At 68.9% G+C, this 19,181-nt stretch carries 20 protein-coding genes; 7 read left to right on the top strand and 13 right to left on the bottom strand.

Annotated features, from left to right (window positions below; translation table 11 throughout):
- Positions 1–28 precede the first annotated feature (28 nt).
- The 3 genes from ACWDOP_RS01185 to ACWDOP_RS01195 are packed head-to-tail and all read right to left on the bottom strand — an operon-like array spanning position 29 to position 3,583.
- Positions 29–1,156: a M24 family metallopeptidase gene (locus ACWDOP_RS01185; protein ID WP_456343335.1), complete on the bottom strand. Its 1,128-nt coding sequence runs from the start codon at positions 1,154–1,156 to the stop codon at positions 29–31.
- On the bottom strand, positions 1,146–2,381 hold the full coding sequence (locus ACWDOP_RS01190) for a M24 family metallopeptidase (RefSeq protein ID WP_456343336.1): 1,236 nt from the start codon (positions 2,379–2,381) through the stop codon (positions 1,146–1,148). The genes ACWDOP_RS01185 and ACWDOP_RS01190 overlap by 11 nt, the downstream gene beginning before the upstream one ends.
- 32 nt (positions 2,382–2,413) lie before the next feature.
- The gene (locus ACWDOP_RS01195) at positions 2,414–3,583 is read right to left on the bottom strand and encodes an amidohydrolase family protein (RefSeq protein WP_456343337.1); all 1,170 of its coding nucleotides are present in this window, start codon (positions 3,581–3,583) and stop codon (positions 2,414–2,416) included.
- Positions 3,584–3,717: 134 nt separating this feature from the next.
- Here ACWDOP_RS01195 and ACWDOP_RS01200 point away from each other — a divergent pair, with 134 nt between their 5' ends.
- A complete protein-coding gene (locus tag ACWDOP_RS01200) occupies positions 3,718–4,335 on the top strand; it encodes a hypothetical protein (protein WP_456343338.1) in 618 nt (205 codons plus the stop codon).
- Positions 4,336–4,414: 79 nt separating this feature from the next.
- Here ACWDOP_RS01200 and ACWDOP_RS01205 read toward each other — a convergent pair whose 3' ends face one another.
- The gene (locus ACWDOP_RS01205; protein WP_456343339.1) at positions 4,415–5,077 is read right to left on the bottom strand and encodes a TetR/AcrR family transcriptional regulator; all 663 of its coding nucleotides are present in this window, start codon (positions 5,075–5,077) and stop codon (positions 4,415–4,417) included.
- Between the two features lie 197 nt (positions 5,078–5,274).
- On the opposite strand from ACWDOP_RS01205, the gene ACWDOP_RS01210 reads away from it, so the two are divergent.
- The 3 genes from ACWDOP_RS01210 to ACWDOP_RS01220 all read left to right on the top strand — a co-directional run bounded on the left by ACWDOP_RS01210 (position 5,275) and on the right by ACWDOP_RS01220 (position 8,692).
- Positions 5,275–6,546, top strand: a complete 1,272-nt coding sequence (locus ACWDOP_RS01210) for a diguanylate cyclase domain-containing protein (RefSeq protein ID WP_456343340.1) — start codon at positions 5,275–5,277, stop codon at positions 6,544–6,546.
- Positions 6,547–6,777: 231 nt separating this feature from the next.
- A complete protein-coding gene (locus ACWDOP_RS01215; protein WP_456343341.1) occupies positions 6,778–7,338 on the top strand; it encodes a hypothetical protein in 561 nt (186 codons plus the stop codon).
- A gap of 145 nt (positions 7,339–7,483) precedes the next feature.
- Entirely contained in the window at positions 7,484–8,692 is a 1,209-nt protein-coding gene (locus tag ACWDOP_RS01220) for an alpha/beta hydrolase family protein (protein WP_456343342.1), read from the top strand.
- Between the two features lie 55 nt (positions 8,693–8,747).
- Here ACWDOP_RS01220 and ACWDOP_RS01225 read toward each other — a convergent pair whose 3' ends face one another.
- Entirely contained in the window at positions 8,748–9,473 is a 726-nt protein-coding gene (locus ACWDOP_RS01225) for an ATP-binding cassette domain-containing protein (protein ID WP_456343343.1), read from the bottom strand.
- A gap of 279 nt (positions 9,474–9,752) precedes the next feature.
- Here ACWDOP_RS01225 and ACWDOP_RS01230 point away from each other — a divergent pair, with 279 nt between their 5' ends.
- On the top strand, positions 9,753–10,280 hold the full coding sequence (locus tag ACWDOP_RS01230) for a hypothetical protein (protein ID WP_456343344.1): 528 nt from the start codon (positions 9,753–9,755) through the stop codon (positions 10,278–10,280).
- A gap of 36 nt (positions 10,281–10,316) precedes the next feature.
- The gene (locus ACWDOP_RS01235) at positions 10,317–10,757 is read left to right on the top strand and encodes a DoxX family protein (protein WP_456343345.1); all 441 of its coding nucleotides are present in this window, start codon (positions 10,317–10,319) and stop codon (positions 10,755–10,757) included.
- A gap of 57 nt (positions 10,758–10,814) precedes the next feature.
- Here the strand turns inward: ACWDOP_RS01235 and ACWDOP_RS01240 are convergent, their stop codons facing one another.
- From ACWDOP_RS01240 to ACWDOP_RS01275, 8 genes are all read right to left on the bottom strand, one after another.
- Positions 10,815–11,162 (bottom strand): hypothetical protein, encoded by a 348-nt coding sequence (locus ACWDOP_RS01240; protein ID WP_456343346.1) that lies wholly within the window; start codon positions 11,160–11,162, stop codon positions 10,815–10,817.
- A 325-nt stretch (positions 11,163–11,487) separates the two neighbouring features.
- Positions 11,488–12,510, bottom strand: coding sequence for a hypothetical protein (locus ACWDOP_RS01245; RefSeq protein ID WP_456343347.1), 1,023 nt, complete (start codon positions 12,508–12,510; stop codon positions 11,488–11,490).
- Between the two features lie 149 nt (positions 12,511–12,659).
- The gene (locus ACWDOP_RS01250; protein ID WP_456343348.1) at positions 12,660–13,190 is read right to left on the bottom strand and encodes a twin-arginine translocation pathway signal; all 531 of its coding nucleotides are present in this window, start codon (positions 13,188–13,190) and stop codon (positions 12,660–12,662) included.
- Positions 13,187–14,140, bottom strand: coding sequence for a hypothetical protein (locus ACWDOP_RS01255; protein ID WP_456343349.1), 954 nt, complete (start codon positions 14,138–14,140; stop codon positions 13,187–13,189). Before ACWDOP_RS01255 ends, ACWDOP_RS01250 begins: the two co-directional genes overlap by 4 nt.
- Positions 14,141–14,172: 32 nt before the next feature.
- Positions 14,173–15,780 (bottom strand): 4Fe-4S binding protein, encoded by a 1,608-nt coding sequence (locus tag ACWDOP_RS01260; protein ID WP_456343350.1) that lies wholly within the window; start codon positions 15,778–15,780, stop codon positions 14,173–14,175.
- A 37-nt stretch (positions 15,781–15,817) separates the two neighbouring features.
- On the bottom strand, positions 15,818–17,182 hold the full coding sequence (locus ACWDOP_RS01265) for a cytochrome P450 (protein ID WP_456343351.1): 1,365 nt from the start codon (positions 17,180–17,182) through the stop codon (positions 15,818–15,820).
- A 47-nt stretch (positions 17,183–17,229) separates the two neighbouring features.
- Positions 17,230–17,424 carry a ferredoxin gene (locus tag ACWDOP_RS01270; RefSeq protein ID WP_454204997.1) on the bottom strand — a complete coding sequence of 65 codons (195 nt, stop codon included), beginning with the start codon at positions 17,422–17,424 and terminating at the stop codon, positions 17,230–17,232.
- Between the two features lie 56 nt (positions 17,425–17,480).
- Positions 17,481–18,341, bottom strand: coding sequence for a mycofactocin-coupled SDR family oxidoreductase (locus tag ACWDOP_RS01275; protein ID WP_456343352.1), 861 nt, complete (start codon positions 18,339–18,341; stop codon positions 17,481–17,483).
- Positions 18,342–18,446: 105 nt separating this feature from the next.
- Here ACWDOP_RS01275 and ACWDOP_RS01280 point away from each other — a divergent pair, with 105 nt between their 5' ends.
- The gene (locus ACWDOP_RS01280) at positions 18,447–19,109 is read left to right on the top strand and encodes a TetR/AcrR family transcriptional regulator (RefSeq protein WP_456343819.1); all 663 of its coding nucleotides are present in this window, start codon (positions 18,447–18,449) and stop codon (positions 19,107–19,109) included.
- Positions 19,110–19,181: the final 72 nt, after the last annotated feature.

The following is a 19,181-nucleotide window of genomic DNA, read 5'->3' on the forward strand; positions in this document are numbered from 1 at the left end:
ACGACGGCCGGGTTCGAACTTCCTCGTGCTAGGAGTGCGGCCAGTGCGGCGCGTCGGTCAGCACCCGCGCTCCGTCGTCGGTGATCAGGACCGCGTCCCGCCCGAAGACCGCACCCACGCCCGCATCCCACACGTAGCCGGTCACCGCCAGCACCATGCCGGGCTCGAGGACCTCGGCCGCCGCGGTCTCGGGCAGATGCGGCGAGACCACCGGCGGATCGAAACCCATCCCGAGCCCGCGCGCGACCGGCATGGGCGGCAGCGGCTCGCCGGCCTTCTCGTAGGCGGTGAGCAGACCGGTGGTGCTCGCACCCGGGCGGCACGCCTCGAACAGCCTGCCCCACAGTGCGTCCCAGCGACGGTACAGCGCCCGCGCGCCCTCGTGCCCGGCATCCCCGACCGGGTACGTGCGGCCCACCTCGCCGATGTAGCCGTCACCGAGCACACTGGCCGAGACGGCGACCAGGTCCCCGGTGTGGGCCCGGCGGTCGGCGTCGCGCCGCCGCCACGGATGCGTCCGCGAGGTCACCCACACCGAATCCTGGGCCGCCGGGGTGCTGATGCCGCCCGCGGTCATGGCCTCGAGCAGCACACCGGTCACCTCCTGCTCGGTGACGCCGGGAACCAGGCGCGCACGGGCGCTCTCCAGCCCGAGTTGCGCGACCCGCAGCGCCGCATCGAGTGTCGCGATCTCCTCCGGTGTCTTGATGCGTCGCGCGGCCCGCATCGCGATCTCGCCGTCGACGAGTTCGGCGTTCGGGAAGGCCATCGGCAGCAGCTTCGCGAAGGTGGGCGAGAGCGCGTCGGTGCCGACCCGGCGCGCGCTGTCCGCGCCGCCGATGCCGCGCAGCACCTCGATCAAGTTCATCGGATTCCAGGCGAGCCCGTACAGGTTCTCGTGCGGAATGTCCTCGGGCACACCCTCGTCCCAGGTGCTCAGCAGATGCACCGCGCCGCTGTCGCGCACCAGCGTGGCGACCGGGCCGAACGGCCGGGTGCCGGCGACCCACAGCTGCGGCGCTCCCGCGACGTAGCGGGCGTTGCCCTGGCGTCCGAGCACCAGTACGTCGAGGTCGTGCGCGCGCATCTGCTCGAGTGCGCGGGCGCGTCGTCCGTGTCGCAATGCCCGTTCGTCGGGCAGGATCTCAGTTCTCATAGGGCGCGTAGGGGTAGTCGGTGAGTGCGGTCCAGCCGTCCTCGGTGATCACGATGATTTCCTCACTGCGGTAGCCGCCGGTCCCGTCCTCCCAGACGACCGGTTCGAGCACCAGCACCATGCCGGGTTCGAAGACGAAGTTCTCGTCGTAGTCCGCGCCCAGATCGGTGCCGATCATGGGCATTTCCGCGGCGCTGACGCCGATGCCGTGGCCCAGGTAGAAGTGCGGCAGCCACGGCTTGTTCCCGTCGTTGGCCGCGATGGCCGCCCGGGCCAGATCGGCCGCCGTGGCGCCGGCCTTGGTGACGTCCAGCACTGCGGTCAAGATGTCGCGCCAGCGCCGGAACTGGCTGCGCTGGCGCGCGTTCGGGGTGTCACCGACGAGCCAGGTGCGCCCGAAGTCCGAGCAGTAGCCGCCGTAGGTGATGCTGACGTCGGTCCACAGCACGTCACCGGCGGCGAGTTCGCGCTCGGTGGTCAGCAGCGGCAGCGCCAGGTCGCCGTGCGTGGTCCACACCCCGGCGGCCTTGGTCTCGGGCATCACCTGCCAGATCGCGTCCAGCATGGTGGCGCCCGCGCCGAGTTCGAAAGCGCGCCGGATGAATTGCGCCGAGAGATCGATCTGCCTGCGCCCGGGCACCGCCGCCGCCTGCACGTCCACGATCGCCTGTTCGGTGATGCGGCAGGCGGTGCGAATGCAGGAGATCTCGTCGGGGGTCTTGATCAGCTTGGCCGGGCCGACCACCGTGGCCGCATCCACCGGCGGGCCGGCGGGGAACAGCTCGGCCTGTGCGCGCAGCATGGCGCCGGTGCACTCGTCGACCGCGACGGTCGCCCCCGCGGGCCGGATCTCGGCCAGCTGCCGAGCGAAAAGCTTTACGCCCTCGTCGAATTCGAGATACACCGGACCGTGCAGGTGATCCGCGGGCAGCTCGGACTCACCGGCGGCGCCCTCGCGGAACGGCAGGAACAGGTGCGGCCAGGGATCACCGGCCACCACCACGGCCACGGGCCGCTCCACGTGCGCGAGCCCGGCGTCGCCGAGGGGCCAGTTCGCCCCGGTCGCGTAGGCGACGCTGCTGTTGTTGAGCAGCACCAGCACGTCGACGCCCTGCGCGGCCATGGACGCCCGCAGCCGGGCCCCGGTCTCGCGGCGCATCCGCGCGCGGTCGGGCAGCTCGGGTATCTCGAAGGTCGAGAGCCCGGGGGACAGGAATGATGTCATCGAAGTTCAGTCGCTTTCACCGGGATTCGGATTCACAGGCCCAGGAACTCGGCGATGTTGGTGCTGACGATCCGCGCGGCGTCGGCCGGGCCCACCGCCTCCACCACCGCGGCCAGGGACTTCTCCGAGTAGCCGAACGTGCTCTCGTTGTGGGGGTAGTCCGAGGACCACATCACCCGGTCCACGCCGATCTGATCGATCAGCGACAGCCCCAGCGGATCGACCATGAACGAGGCGCGCATGTGGTTGCGCCAGTAGTACCGCACGTCGTGTTCGACCGGTCGGTCGAGCATGTGCTGGAAGGAGGCGAGCATGTGCTCGGCGTCCTGGAGCGCGGCGGGTACCCAGTTCACCCCGCCCTCGAACCAGCCCACGCTCAGGCCGGGGTGACGGTCGAGGATGCCGCTGAAGATGTACTTGGAGAACAGTTCCCGGAACGGTGCGACGTTGTGCATCATGCCGACCGCGACGCTGTTGACCTCGCAGGGCGCCGACAGCGGGGATTCGCCGATGTGGTGCGAGACCGGGACACCGGATTCCTCGATGGCCTCCCACACCGGGATCATCGCGGACCCGCCGTAGTCGATGACCTTGCCGTCATCGTCCTTGCCGGCGGACAGCGGCAGCAGGAATGTCTTGAGCCCCAGGGATTTCAGTTCGGCCAGGGTACGACGGGCGCCCTCGCCGTCCCACCAGTTGATCAGCCCGACGCCGTAGAAGCAACCGCCGGACTGTTCCTGCAGCTCGGCGATGTACGCGTTGTAGATCCGGAAGCACAGTTCGCGAATCTCTTTGTCCGGGTAAAAGAGCAGGGCCAGCAGCGCGTTCGGGAAGGCGAGTTCCTTGGCGATGCCGTCCGCCCGCAGATCGGCGATGCGCGCGCTCAGATCGGCGCTGCCCGAGCCGGCCAGGGGGTCGTACTGCATCAGGACGTGGCTGAAATCGCCGGGCAGGAAGGACTTTCCCTTGCGGCCCAGCTGGTAGGCGCCGTCCTCGTACCAGACGCGAGGCGCCTTGTCCTTGAGCTCGGTGGGGAACCGCTCGAAGAAGATGTCGTGCGCCAGCGAGATGTGATTGTCGGCGGAGAACACCTCGGTGCCCGCGGGCAGGCCGAGGGTGCCCGCGGCGTGACCGCGCCGATCCTTGGGCGGGCCGAAGCCGCCCGGCGGATACAGGGAAGCGCTGCTGGTCGGAGCCGACATCTGGATCCTCCAAGGAGTCGTTCATGGATGCGAGAATGACGTTATCATTTTTGGAGAGGCATGTACATCATGATCATCTACCAAGGTTGGATTTCATGGTTCCCAACAGCAAGAATGGTGTTATCGTCGGAATCATGGACGCTCGCTCATTCGACCCATCACAGCGTGCCGGTGTACGTGATTCCCGGATCATCGGCGCCCGCTCGCGATTCGAATGGGGAAACATCCGCTATCGCCTGGACGTGGTGGCGGCCAACATCGCCGACGTGGTCGAACACGCCGGCGGCTGGCTCTTCGACCGCGCCTCGGCCGGATGGGAGGTGAGCGTGCTGGTGGACGAGCCGGCCGACGACGACCGCCCGATGCGAATCCTGGGCGCGGAGGTGCTCGACCTGAAGGCGGTGCTGGACTCGGGTGGGTCCGGACGGCAGCCGCACGCCATCGCCATCGCCGCCGATGTCATCGCCCGCGATGCCCGAACCGGCGAAGGTCTGCGACTCGCGCTGGCGGACGGCGGTATTCAGGTGGTCGGCTGGGGCGCGGGCTGGCCGGTCAGCGCGGAGTATCCGGTGGATCCGGTCCTGCACCGGCTCAGCGCCGCCGCGCGCGTGTTCAAGGCGCAGGCGCTGACCGCCGCCGGCCTGGGTATGGATTCCGAGGGCTGCCGGGTCGACGCGACCGAAGTGCTGTGCAGCGGAATGTCGTCCTGGCCGCCGATCGTCGCGGATCTGAGTCCGCTCGGCTGCGACTGATCCGGGCGGGCACGTCGATGCCGCGTGCCGAATCGGAACGCACGGCGTGCGGGCTGCGGTCGGACTGGGCGAATTCGCCTCAGGGCGTTGGCCGTTCGCGATCGCCGATCAACCCCGCGGAGCAGAAGCGCCAGACGTCCTCGGACGAGATCGGGTCGGTGTCGTCGGCCGCGGTCGGCCGCGCGACGTACATGATCGCCTGCATGGTGATCGCGGCCAGCCGGCGGGGATTCGCGCCGGGTGCGAGCAGGCCCGAATCCTCAGCGTCGGTGAGCAGTTCGGTGAACAGCGCGAAATGCGAGGCGTGCGCCTTGCGCACGGCGGCCGGGTCCGCGCGCAGCAGCTGCGGGGCGAACTCGGTGAACAACGGCCGGTAGGTGCCGGGATCGGGGCGGCACAGCTGGAAGAGCAACTCGACGGCGATGCGCAGTCTGGCGATCGGATCGTCGTAGTTGGCGGTGGCCGCGCGGATCTGCTCGACCGTCCGATCCAGGGTTTCCTCGTACAGGGCAAGCAGCAGTTCATGTTTGCCGTTGAAGCGGGTGTAGAAGCTGGTGAGTGACTGCCCCGCGCGCTCGACCACGTCCAGCACGGTGATGTCGGTGCTGCCCTTCTCGGTGATGGCGGCCTGCGCGGCGTCGAGAAACCGGTTCGCGCGCTGTCCGGCGCGTTGGCGGGCGGTGTGCAGCGAGCGGTCGACCGACCTCCGCATCCAGGCGGGTTGGGGTTCCCGAGTCCGCATCGTTCGATCATATGGCCAGTACGGCCTCGAAGCGATATCTAATTCTCCAAAATTGAGAACATGATTCTTTGCCGCGTCGCTCCGTGCGGGCCGGAACCACCGCGCGCGGCTAGTAGATTTGCCCCGGGATTACCGCGTGCCGGACGCGGGCCGCCGACTCGGCGGGACCCGCACCGGCGACTATCCGAAGGGCGTACATGCGCGATGCCGAGCACCTGGCGGGGATGTGGGGGCGGGCGCTGCGCGAGGCCGGATGGCAGGCCGGTGACCGGTCACTGACCGCCTGGACAGGTGAGCTGTTCACCGCGATGCGGGCGCCGGACTTCGACAGCGAGGCCGGCGCGCGGGTGGGTGCTGGCCTGGCGGATTCCGGATTGCTGGACGCGAGCGTGCCCGCGGTGTCGGCCGGGGTGCTCTTCCGGCTCGGCGAGCACACCGACCACGCCGATGCCGCTGCGCGCACGGCCGTCACGATGGCCGCGCTCGGGACCGGGCACCAGCGGCGATGCCGGGAATTGGCGGCGAACGAGGCGGACGCCGAGTCGCGGGCGGCCGATCGTCCTTCGAGTGCCGAGCGCCGGGTCGAGCTGTTCCAGGCCATGTTCGATCGGGTGTCGGTCGCGGTCGGGCTCGGGGAGATCGACGGCACGCCGCTGATGGTGAACCGCGCCTTCGTCGATCTGCTCGGCCTGACGCCCGCCGTTCCGGGCGACATCGCACCGTTCGACCACAGTCATCCCGATGATCTGCAGGAGATTCGCACCCTCATCTTCGACAAACTGGTGCCCGCCCGGGAAGGCACGGTGCGTCTCGAGCGGCGCACGCTGCGCGCCGACGGCGGTGGCGGATGGTCCCGCTTCGCCGTCACCTATGTCGCGGACGTCGGCGGCAAGGACTACCTGATGGCGGTCGGCGAGGACGTCACCGAAAGGCACCGGCTGCAGGAGGAATTGCATCGCCAGGCCCGCGTCGACGCGCTGACCGGGCTGGCCAACCGTCGTGACCTGTTGGAGCACATGGGCGTCATGCTCACCGCCGCGACCCCGGGCCAGCAGGCCGGGCTGTGTTTCGTGGATCTGGACAGGTTCAAGCGCATCAACGACCGGTTCGGGCATCGCATCGGCGATCAGGTGCTGGTCGCCGTCGCGAAACGGCTCGAGAACGCGGTGGGGGACCGGGACTGCGTGGTCGCCCGGCTCGGGGGCGACGAGTTCGTGGTGCTCATCCGGCCGCCTGTCAGCAGTGACGAGGTCGCCGACATCGCGGCCGCGCTGCTGGACGCACTGGCCGATCCCGTTGCGGTGCAGGCGCATCGGCTGCCGGTCTCGGCCAGCATCGGAGCAGTCGTCACGCCGGTCACCACCACCGATGCCGAAACGCTGCTCGAGGCCGCGGACGTGAGCCTGTATCAGGCCAAGGCGCACGCGCAGGGCAAGGTGGTACTGCACACCCTGGTGCCGCCCGCCTGAATCTCGGCAGGTTCGGCGCAGCCTGTGGACTTCCGGGCCAAGATCGCGAATGATACGAATCACGTTCCCGCTGTGAACGTTCGGAGTAGCCGGGGCACGCGCCCGGGGCGGCTCCAGTGGCAGCGCCGGCCATATCCGGCGGTATTTCGCGGCACGCACTCGCGATCGTGACACCGGTGCCGGCACCGGCACCGCATCCAGATGACGCCGCGAATCTGGAAAGGACTCACCATGTCTCGTTTGCTCTCCGATACCGGCGTCGCGCTGTGTGTGGCCGTCGAGCCATCCGGTGCGGGTCACCATCCGGCCGCGGCACTCGACCGGCCGCTCGTGCTCGCCGACACCTGGATCGAGCTCACCACGTCGAACCCGCTCGACCCCGCGACGGTGCGCCGGGTTCGGACCACGGATCTGCTGCGCACCAAACGGCGTACGGCGCAGTGGAAAGCCGACGCGGCGGCCGCGGGGCGCGGCCCCGCCGACACGATCGTGCTGGTCGACCTCGAAGTGATCATCGCGGAGGACGTGTCGAGCGCGCATCGCGCCCTCGAGCGCCTGGACGCGCTCGTCGACTCCCCGCCGTCCCCGGCGACCCTGCGCTACATCGGAACCCCGGCGGGCCTGGCCGGTCTCATCTCGGACATCTACGCCGCCAAGGTGGCCGACGGCGTCGTGCTGTTGCCGTTGGCGAACGCGAAGATCCTGGCTCACATCGTGTCCGGGACCTTGCCGGCGCTGGCGGCGGCCGGGGCGCGGATACAGGATCGGGGGCTGGCGGCGCTACTGGAGTGAAGGGGTCGAAGCGATGACGAAGGACACGCCCCGCGCGTGCGCCGGGCGGCGTCCGAATCGCATACATTTCACGATCGGATCCACTACGGATCGCGGTGCGTGGCTGGCTCGCGCGGACCGGTCCCCGGCGAGACAAGGAGTCGCGATGCGCACGGCGAAATCGGTACTACCGGCGGCGGTATCGGTCATGGCGGCAGCCGTGCTGCTGTGCCAGGGCGGGGCGGCGAGCGCCGACCCGGCCGACGGACTCGGGTTCTACACCCCGGCAGCGGATCTGGTACCCGGCGAGCACGGGACGGTGATCCGGTCGCAGCCGATCAGCGGCGAACCCGCGATCGCGGGCGCCCGGAACCACCTCGTCCTCTATCGCTCGGTCGACATGCAGGGCCGGCCGGTGGCGGTGTCGGGGACTGTCGCGGTGCCCGACGGCGTCCCGCCCGCGGGCGGCTGGCCGCTGATCTCCTGGGCGCACGGCACGACCGGCGTCGCGGACCGCTGCGCGCCCTCGCGCGATACGGGTCCCGATTTCCCCGCGCACGCCTACACCTCGCTGGTCCGGGAGACCCAGGCGCGGTTGATCGCCGCCGGCTACGCGGTCGCGCAGACCGACTACCAGGGCCTGGGCACCGAAGGCCCGCACGGCTACCTGATCGGCGAGGCGGAGCAGCGCGCCGTCACCGACATGGCCCGCGCCGCCCGCGCGGTCGACCCCGAGATCGGCACCCGCTGGGCGACCGTCGGCCACTCCCAGGGTGGGCAGGCGGCCGTCTTCACCGCCGCCCAGGCCCCGAGCTGGGCGCCCGAACTGCAGCTGCTCGGCGCGGTGGCCGAGGCCCCGGCATCCCATCAGGCGCTGGTCGCCGCCGCGGGCCCGCTCGCCGCCGCCGTCGGCACAACGGTTCTCCCACAGGTCTCCAATGCGTTCCTGCCGTTGATGATTCGCGGCGCCCAGACGGTGGCCGACGTCGACCCCGCCCGCTTCCTGACCCCCACGGGCTCGACCCTGCTGCCCCAGGCGGACGAACGCTGCATAGACGGCCTCCGCGAATCCGATTCGTGGGCAGGCGAACCCCTCTCGTCCCTGTTCCGCCCCGCTGCGGACACGACGACCTTCGGCGCGGTCCTGAACGCGAACGACGCCAGCACCCTGACCCACACCGTCCCGGTCCTGGTGATCCAGGGCTCCGCCGACACGGTCGTTCCCCCGTCCGGCACCGACCTGATGGTCGCCCAGCAACGCCTGGCCGCCCAACCACTGGAGTACCGCACCTACCCCGGCGTCGATCATCGCGGCATAGTCGCCGCCGCGAACGACGACGTACTCGCCTGGCTCGACGTCCGCTTCGGCCGCTGACCGACCCGTCGGCGGGAAATCGCGGTCGCGAAGAAAGGCGTGCGCCCTCCGGTAATCAGCCAGCTCGAAACAGGGCCTGCACGACAGGGTCGTAGTCCATCATCGCCGTGGTCGTCCCCGCCGATCGAACACGCCCCCCGTCCATCAGGACCATGCGATCGGCGAACCCACGACTGATCATCATCCACACCTCGTTGCTGATCACGAGCACCGCTGCGCCGGAGTCGGCGTAGTCACGCAACGATCTCCAAACCTGGTAAGCCGTACCGGCATCGAGTGAGTTGGTCGGGCCGTCAGCGACCAGAACCCGCGGCTCCGCCAGCAACGCCGCGGCGAGAGCGGCACGCTGGATCTGCCCTCCGGAGTTGTGTTCGGGGAGCAGCTCCAGCGCGTCGAGGGGATAGTGCGCCACGGCACATGCCCGTTCGACGCTCCAGACCCCGTTCCGCCCTTGAATCGCCCGCAACTGCCCTCCGACGGTCTGCTCGGCCTCGAATGCGTCCACCCCGTCCTGCGGGACGTACCCCACACGCTGAACAGGTTGCGGCACATGGTGGTCCACCACGGTCTCCGAGCAGATCACGACCTCGCCGCTGCACCGCGCGGTAGTCGGCAGCCGCCCGGCGAGAACACGGGCAAGCATGGACTTCCCGGATCCAGGACCGCCGAGCACCGCAGTGATCCGGCCCGCCGGCACGTCCAGGTTCACGTCCTCGAGCACGGTTTCGCGCCATCGCCCGGTGTCGACGCGGACGGTGACGCCACGCAGTTCAGCGGTCACGGCACAAGCCTTTCTCGATTCGACTGCCCCGCGTACCGACTGTAATCCCGTGGATGCTGTTCTCGATTCGCCGCTTCGATCAGGCCATGCCAGAGTCGTTCCTCCACGGTCTGAGCGGTCGCTGAGTGCCGCCGAATGGCGTGAGTATCTCGCGAATACAGTCGGCCGCCTCGCCGCAATCGGCGAGACCCGGTATCCACGCGGGATAGATTGGGTCGAGCGATGTTGCCTGACTGACGTTTTCGGTCGGCGAGCGAGGTGTGGAAAGGCTGGGCGAAGATGAACGACCAGACGGTCTATCCGGGTTCGCGTGGCGCGCAAATCATGCTTGTCATATTCGCGCCGGTGATCGGTGTTCTCGGCGTCCTGACCGTCATGGTCGAGGAACTCGGGCCGTTCGCTCGAACCGTTTGGGGTGGAGGAACTCTCATCTTCGCGCTGGTGGCGATACCCGCGTCCGTGCTGGCACTGATTCGGAACCGGCCCGAGCTCGTTCTCGACGGGGAGGGAGTGCTGGTTCCCCCGCACCGGAAGGTTCTCTGGCACGAAGTAGCCGCGGTCCGATTGCGTCCGAGCGGCCGCTCCAACGCGGTCGAAATCCTTCTGAACGAGGCTGTGGAATGGGATTCCCCGCTGTTACGTAGGGTCCCCACCCTGCGTCCGTCCAGCGTCTTCCGCAACGAGTCGATAATGCTGTCGCCGGTGAAGCTGCATCCCTACTCGACCGAGGCCATCCTCATCGAGATGTTGCACTACTGCCCTGGATTACGGATCGCGCCGCCCGGACCAGCCACGCGAATGTGGTGACGCGCGCAGGGATACATCGTGTGCGATGCTTTTTGTATGGTGATCAACAACGAACGCCCGTCCAGGCTTCGGCTGGCAGCTCAGGCCTTCCTGGGCGTGATGCTCGCGACGGCGGGTACGAGCCATCTGACCTTCGCCCGCGAGGAGTTTCGCGCCCAGGTGCCGTCGTGGTTCCCGCTCGACACCGACTTCGTCGTCTTGGCGTCCGGGGTCGTCGAGATCTCGCTGGGGGCGGCGCTGCTCCTGGTGTGGAAGCAGCCGCGGCGTGCGCTGGTCGGCGCGATCGCCGCGGCGTTCTTCGTCGTCATCTTCCCCGGGAACATTGCGCAGCTGGTCGAGCATCGGGACGCGTTCGGGCTCGACTCCGACGCCAAGCGCGCGGTGCGGCTCGTGTTCCAGCCGGTCCTCGTCGCGTGGGCGCTGCTGGCGACCGACGCGATCGGTGTGTGGCGTCGCCGCGCGGCGGTCAACGCCTGACCTCCGGCCGGGCGCGGGTGGAGCGCTGACGCGATCCCTCCGCGCCGGCCGCGACGCTCAGCCCAGGATCGACGGGTAGCAGTCGGAGGTCAGTTTGTCCTCGGTCGCCAGGGACAGGGTCGTCGGGCCGGTGATGGTGCCGCTCAACGGCTGCTGGGGCTTGCCGGAGCCGCTGCCGACCAGGTCGTACATCCGCCCGTTGCTCCCGCGATCGATCCGGAAGTAGCACGACTGCGAGCCGGGGTAGGGCTCGATCACGTTGTCGCCGAAGTGGAAGGTGAGGCCCTCGTCCACCTCCCAGGTGAGCATCGGATCACCCTGGTCGGCGGACGCGGTACCGAGGCCGAGGCCGACGGAGCCGATGACCGTGCCGACGGCGATGGAGGCTAGGACAATCTTGCGCATGGATGGACCATTTTCTGTTCGGTAGCACCGGCGATCAGCCGACCGAACAGAAGTTACTTCTCGGCTCCGACAACAACCAATTCCCTTTCCCGCCAAGCCGACCGAGAGGCCGGGCAGGCACGATCGACCGCCGACTTACCCGTCGGCTGTACCGCGCCGCGCAGTCCTAGGCCCGAATAGATCAGCGCGATCCCCTTGGAGCCGCTGACCGTGGACCGCAGGGGCGCGGGCAGCTTCGGCCGTGCCGCCAGCGTCTCGCGAAAGTACGAAACAGCGCTTCTACCAACAGATTCGAGCGCGCACGCCGTACCCGTCGAGATCGGGTTCAGCAATCGAACGGGTAGCAGACGCGCGACGGTGACGTGGGGGCCGGTTGTGATGGACGGTCCTGGTCGGTGGTCGGCTCGGTTGGCACGCTGACCGGGGTATCGACGCGGGTGTTGCGGGGTTCGGTGTGCGTCCGGGCGTCGGTCACCAGCCACCAGGCACCGCCGACCAACACGCCCAGGGCGAGTGCGCCCGCGATCACGCTCTGGACGCGCTCGCGGGGCACACGCCGCAGAGCGGCGGGGAGCGAGCGGGTTGCACGCGCGACAAGGGACGGAGTTTCGGCCGAGGACTGCGCACGGCCGGCCGATGAGCCGGGTGGCGACCACGTGATGCGTACTCGCGGGATGTTCTTCAAGGATGCCGGAAGAGATCGGGTCACCCGCAGGACGGACGACCCGACTGTGCGAGAGGGACGGGTGGTCGCCGCGGGGCCCGGCGGCAACGACTTCGAACGTGCGCGCTGCCGGGGCTGCCCGAGGACGGCCGCCCACGTCACCGCATACGAATCAGGCTGTACGGGTGCGCTTTCCGGCGGGCTCTGGGCCTCGAAATTCGTATCGGGCTCGACGCCCTCGGGATCTGTGCGCACGACATCGGACCCGAGCGGCGGGGTCGAGTCGTCCCTGGGCAAGGGCTCGGTGGTCGGAGCGGGGGCGTCGGCGTCCGAATCATCGCGACCCGGCTGTCGAGTCGATACCACCGGTTCGGGTGACGCCGGGTCGGTCTCGGTCCCGTCGACGGAATCAGTGGCCTCGGAGGGATGCTCCGGCTCATCGGCCTCGGAATCCTCGCCCTGGGACGAACGATCCTCGCTCGGCTCGCCGTCCTCCGGAGTGTCGTCGAAGTACCCGCGTGAATCGAAAGTGTCGAGCTCCCAGTCGTCCTCGATCTCATCGAGCCACGAGTACGGATCCCCTTGCCAGGCGGTCACTTCCGGCGGCGGCAGCAGGACGGGTTCGGGGGCGGAAACGGGCCAGGGTTCGGATTCCCCCGGTTGCTCACCGTTGTTGACCAGCACTGGCCCTTCACCTTTGTTCGTGCGGTGACACCGATCTCGGTGCAGTCACCACACGATAGCCAGCACGCGAGCCGCCCCGTCCACCGCCTCGAAACCGACTGGTCCGCGAATGAACCTGTGGCGCAGTCGAAACCACGGGCGGAGGGACCCTACACCGGGTCGAAGGCCGAGATGCGCCAGACGTCGTCGGTCTTGGTGAGCGTGACCCGGACGCTGCTGGCGGTCATGGCCGGCTCGGGCTTCTCGGCGCTGGTCGTGGTCTGGTTGATGAAGACCAGGACGGTGGCGTCCTCGGGGTGCAGCTCCGACACGGCGGCGCGCACGATGGTGGCGCTGGTCTTGACCGCCTTCTCCTTGGCGGCCGGGGTGACGATCTGCTGGGTGAACTGGGTGTAGTAGGTCAGGAAATCGCCGGTGAGATGGGATTTCGCGGTGTCGAAATCGTGGTCGAGGGTTTCCGGGGCGTAGGACAGCAGCGCGACGGTGCCGTCCTTGGCGGCGGCCAGGGCCGCGGCGGAGTCGCCGTCGTCGATGCGGCTGTCGGGCAGGTATTGCCACCAGATCAGGCTCGCGGCGGCCAGCACGGCGGCGACGGTACACACGGTCAGGACGAGGGCGCCGGGGGCGCGGCGCGCGAGGGCGGCCTTGCGCGCGAGCCGGGTGCGCAATGTGGTGATCACGGTACGAACTCCACTTTCGACATCTTCAATTGGCCGTCCACCCGGGTCACGGTGACGCTGAGCCGCCAGATGCGCGGTTCCTGTTTGGCCCCGGCGGAATTGGTGATCTGCGAGGTGGCCGCGACCAGGACGACCGCTGAATCATCGGTCATGGATTCCACCGCGGTCGCGGTGACCCGGCCTTCGGTGGTGACCTGCGACTGCTCCACGACCTTGGTGAAATCCTCGGCGCGGCTCTGGAAGTCCTCCCGGAAGGCTCCGGTCGAATTGTCCAGGACCCGCTGGACGTCGTCCTTGGCGCGGTTGAAGTCCAGGGAGGTCAACGCGACCACACCCTGCCGGGCGGCGGCACTGAACTCCGCCGTACGGCGTTCGTCGCCGGTGAGCCGGTGGTGATTCCACACCGAGAACGCCCCGGTGGCGGCCGAGGCCACCAGCAGTGCGGTGGCCAGCACGACCAGTGCCGTGCGGCGCCCGCCCGTCCGGGCGCGAGCCGTCCACCGGGCCACCCGCGATCCCGCGGGTTCGGCGACAGCGATGTCGACGGTCTTCTCGTCGTCGTCGGTAACACTGTCCTTGGCATCAGGCTCCGCACTCGACCCCGAAGGCGCAGTGGCACTCGACGCCTCGTCCACGTCGGTCTCGCTCGACGACCTATCCGCGTCTGCGGTCGAGGTCTCATCAGCCACGGGAGCAACCGATTCCGGCACGATGATGCTCGCGCCCCCGGAGCCATCGCCCTCGCTGTCAGCCGCTTTCGCGACCGCCTCGGCCCGCCGCCGCAACGCCGTCGCCCGCGCCCGCGCCTTGGCGGCCGCCGCCATAGCCTCCGCCGCGGCGGCATCCGCCTCGGCCTCCTCGGCCGCCGCGAGCAGCACACTCGACTCGGCGCGCGCGAGCGCCTCCAGGTCCGGCTCGATGTCGATACCGGGGTCCACGAGATCCTTCATCACGCCTCCAAGCGATGGTGTGTGCGTCGGTCTCAGCCGCGTGCGCCGGCCAGCAGTTCCGGGATGGTGACGAACTTGACCCGGGGCCGGGCCGCGCTCGCGCCCCGCTCCCGCTCGACGGCGTCGATCGCGCGCCACCCGGGCCAATCGACCGGTGCGACACCGCGTTCGGCCAGCAGCGCACGCACCGCCGCACGGTCCCCGACGTCGCGGGTGAGTGCGCCCGCGGCGTAATCGGCCCACAGCTGCGCCACCGTCTCCGCCGCACACGTTCGATTGGTGCCGATGACCCCGCGCGGCCCCCGCTTGATCCAGCCGGTGACATAGGTGCCGTCGAGCGCCTGCCCGTCGGCATCCACCACCCGCCCGCGGTCGTTCGGGATGATCCCGGCGGCCGCGTCGAACGGCAGCCCGTCCAGCGCCCGGCCGCGGAATCCGATGGACCGCAGCACCAGCCCGGTCTCGAGCAGTTCGGTGGAGTCCGCGCCGGGAACGGTGGACAGCAGACGCAATCCGGTCACCCGGTCGTCGCCGGCGAACTCGACCGGGGAAGTGTTGAAGCGGAACACGATCCGCCTGTTGCCGGGTGTCGGCTCGCGTTCGGCGTATTCCCGGGCCAGTTCCAGCTTGACCGTGGTCTCCACGTCGTCATCGGGATGCGCGGTCAGGTCCCCGCCCTCGACGATCACGTCGATACCCGGCAGGTGCCCCAGCGCGTGGAACTCACCCGCCGAGAACGCGCCCTCGCGCGGTCCGCGCCGGCCCAGGATCACCACTTCGTCGATACCGCTGCGCCCCAGCGCATCCGCGGCGTGCTCGGCGATATCGGTGCGCCCCAGCGCCTCCGCGTCCAGCAGCAGCATGCGCGCCGCGTCCAGGGCCACGTTCCCGTTGCCGATGATCACCGCCCGCGTCCCGGACAGGTCGAACTCCCGCTCGGCGTAGTCCGGATGCCCGTTGTACCAGCCCACGAAATCCGCGGCCGCGTGATTGCCGGGCAGATCCTCGCCCGCGATCCCGAGATCCCGGCTGTCCGAGGCGCCCACGGCGTAGATCACCGCGTGATGGTGGGCGAGCAGCTCGGCGTGGCTGATATCGCGCCCGGCCTCCACGTGCAGATGACAGCCGAACCGGCTGTCGGAGAACGCGCGATCGAAGACCTTGACGATCGACTTGGTCCGCTGGTGATCGGGCGCCACCCCCGCCCGGATCAATCCGAACGGGGTGGGCAGGCGTTCGAAGAGATCGACCTCGACCCCGGGGATGCCGAGCAGTTCCGCCGCGGCGTAGCAGGCGGCCGGCCCGGCGCCGACCACCGCCACCCGCAACTCCGCGCGCGCCGGTATCGCCTGGGCCGGAGCCGCTTCCGGCGTCACCGGCTCCAGCGGGTGCCGCTCGAAGTACGCGGCGTTGATGTCCCGGAACCGCTCGAGCTCGGGCGGCAGGTCGTACTCGGAATACACCGCCCCGACCGGGCACTCGTCCGCGCAGGCTCCACAGTCGATACACGTCTCCGGATCGATGTAGAGCATCTGCGCCCCGGGATCGCCGCCGCCGGACAGCGGGCGGATGCAATCCACCGGGCAGGCCGGTATGCAGCTGGCGTCCTTGCAGCAGTTCTGGGTGATCACGTACGCCAAAGCCGGAACTCCTGGGAGAGAGGGGGATCGGACGAGCTCAGTCGATGACCGCGGCCTGCGACCGGATGGTGACCGGCGCCGCCAGTTGCTGTTCGACGCAGATCCGCTGCAGCTTGACCAGGGTCTCGTCGAGTCCGGGGCCCAGCCGCTTGCCGGGGGTGAACGTGGCCGGCAGCTTGCGCATGCCCTGGATGACGCCGATGGTGTCGTAGTGCACCGCGCCCGCCGGATCGCAGACGAAATCGGGCATCCGGTCGAGCACCGCGGTGAGCATGGACTTGAACACCGTGCGCGCGACGTTGGAGCCGATGCAGCGGTGAATGCCCAGTCCGAAGCTGAAGTGCCGGTTGCCCTTGCGGTCCAGATCGATTCGGTTCGGCTCGGGGAACACCGAGGGATCGCGGTTGGCCATCGCCCACGACAGCCACAGCCGCTCGCCCTCGACGAAACTGGTGTCGGCGGCGTCGAAGTCGGCGGCGATGGTGCGGCCGTCACCCGGGGCCGGGGTGAAGAAGCGCAGGAACTCCTCGGTCGCCGGGTTGAGCAGCGTCTCGCGTTCGCGGCTGAGCAACTCGCGCTGATCGGGGTTGTCCGACAACCACTCCAGGGCGTGCGCGGTGAGCGCGGTGGTGGTGTCGAAGCCGCCGCCGATGATCAGGCCCAGCATGCCCAGGATCTCGAGATCGGGGGCGGGCTCGCCGTCGATCCGCATCTGGACCAGTCCGTCAACCAGGCCGGGGCGCGGATTCTCGCGGATCTCGTGCAGATTGACCACCAGGTCGAGGCCCATCTGCCGGTGCATCTCGGCGACGCGCACCGCGTCGGGCGAGTTCTCGGGGGTGTATACCGCCGCGTGCACCGGTTCGCTGTAGGTCGACCACTTGTCCAGCGCGATGCCGAGCATGGCCAGGGTCAGGACCGCGGGCACCACGTTGGCCAGGTCGTCGACGAAATCGATACTGCCGCTCTCGATCTTCTCGTCCAGGCTGGCCCGGACGATCTCGTCGATGAACGGCTCCCACCGCTTGACCGCGGCGGGGGACAGGTAGGGGTTCAGGACCGCCCGGTAGATCCGGTGCTCGGGGTCATCCATTTCCAGGATGCCGCCGCGCACCACCGCCGCCCGTCGCGCGGTCGGGATGGAGATTCCCTTGTAGCCCTTGCGTTCTCCGCGCAGATCGTGATCGTTGGACACGTGCGGGCAGCGCGCGAGTTCGAAGACCGCGTCGGCGCTGCTGGCCACCCAGTGGCCGTCGTAGGTGTCCGTCCAGGCCACCGGGCAGCGTTCGTGCAGCTCCTGCGTGATGGTCTCGAACTTGCCGCGGTAGTCGGCGGTGTGGCGGTCGAAGTGGTATCTGTTGCGTTTGCGATCCTCGCCGACGGCGACATCGTCGATGCTCACTGTGTGTTCCTCCGGTGGTCCGATGTGACGCCTGTCGGCGGGTCGCCTCAGATGAGGGTGATGGCGCGTTCGGGGCAGGATCGGGCAGCCTCGCGCACCGGCTCTTCCTGATCGGCGGGTACGTCACCGTCGAACGCCGGTGACGAGTGACCGTCGATCTCGCTGAGCTCGAATGCCGCGGGTGCGCTCAGGGCGCACAGCGTATGACCTTGGCAGCGTTCCGAATCGACCTGGACCTTCATCGTCCATTCCTCGCTATAGTTCCGTAATCGGCTGTGCGCCTTGAGACTTCGATTGGTCAGATGTGGTAGTCGTACCACTTGAGGTAGCCGCCGCCGTCCACGCGCGCGGCGGTGCCGGTCACATAGCGGGCTTCGTCGGAGGCCAGGTACAGCACGGCGTTGCTGATGTCCTCGGGGTCGACGTAGCGGATCGGCATGGCCTGCTGCACGGCGAACACGGGCTCGGCGTCCTCGCGGGTCGGGTGCTCGAGATCGGGGCGGAACGAGCGGTACATCGGCTCGCTCTGCAGCATGGGGGTGTTGACGTTGGTCGGGTGAATCACGTTGGCGCGGATGCCCAACGGCGCGATGTTGGTTGCCAGGTCGTGCACGTACGCGGACAGTGCCCGCTTCGAGTGCACGTAGGCGTAGCCGCCGGGATCCTTGCCGGGCTGGTCCTTCTTGGAGGCGTCCATGAGCGCGGCGACCGAGCCGGTGGCGATGATGGAGGCGCCGGCGCTCAGGTGCGGCAGCGCGACCTGGATGGCGTTGATGGTGCCGATCAGGTTGACGTCGATGACGTCGGACCACGCCTGCACGGGCGGCTTGCCTTTCATGCCCGCGATACCCGCCTGTGCCACAACGATATCGAGCTTGCCGAGTTCGGCGATGCCGGTCTCGAGCGCGGCGCGTAGCTCGTCGGCCTTGCGCACATCGGCCTTGGCGGTCACCACACGGCGGCCGGTCTTGGTGACCAGGCGCGCGGTCTCCTCGAGGTCTTCCGGGCGCGCCAGCGCGTAGCCCAGGCTCTCGATGTCCTCGCACAGGTCGACCGCGATGATGTCGGCGCCCTCCTCGGCCAAACGCACGGCGTGGCTGCGGCCCTGACCGCGTGCGGCACCCGTGATGAATGCGACCTTGCCCTCAACACGTCCCACGGTGGTTCCTTCCGAATTTGTTGATCTCAGTTCGGAAGAATGTCCCTTCCGTGAATGAGAACGGTACTCTACCGAGGGGTGACCAGCAAGGGAAGTGAGACGGCCATGAGCACCACGGGGGAAACCCGGCCGGCCGCGTGGAAGCAGCGCGCGGTCGATCGCGCACTGCGAGCCGCGGCGGTCCGCGCCGAATTACGCGTCGAACAGTTCCTGGACGCGGCCCAGGCGCTCATCACCGAGAAGGCCGGCATCGACTTCACCGTGCAGGAGATCGTCGACCGTTCGGGACAGTCGCTGCGCAGCTTCTACCTCCAGTTCGACGGCAAGCATCAGCTGCTGCTCGCGCTGTACGAGGAGGCGATGGCCAAGACCGCGGCCCAGATCCGCGCGGCCGCGGACACCTTCGACGATCCACTGGAACGGCTGCGCGTCGCCGTGGAATTGCTGTTCCAGCTGTGCCGTCCGGATCCCGACGCGCAGCGGCCGCTGTTCACCGACTTCTCCCCGCAGCTGCGCACCTCGAACCCGACCGAGGTGCGGGTCGCGCACGCGGCGTTGTTCGCGGTGTTCGCCGACCTGCTCGAAGGGGTCGGCGCGGCAGGTCGGCTGCGCGCCGGTGGCAACCCGCGGCGCCTGGCCGCGATCACGATGCAGACGGTCATGTACATCGCGCACCCGGGCACGGTGGACGGCGACGTGCGGCCGATCACCGCCGACGAGGCCTGGGCGTTCTGTGCGCACGGCATCACCGGACCCGGCGAGTATTGAATTCTCAAATCGGGCATGTAGGCTAGGTCACATTCGAGAATGCCATTTCCCAACGGTGTGGAGGGGCGGTGA

The organism is Nocardia sp. NPDC003693, assembly GCF_053981095.1.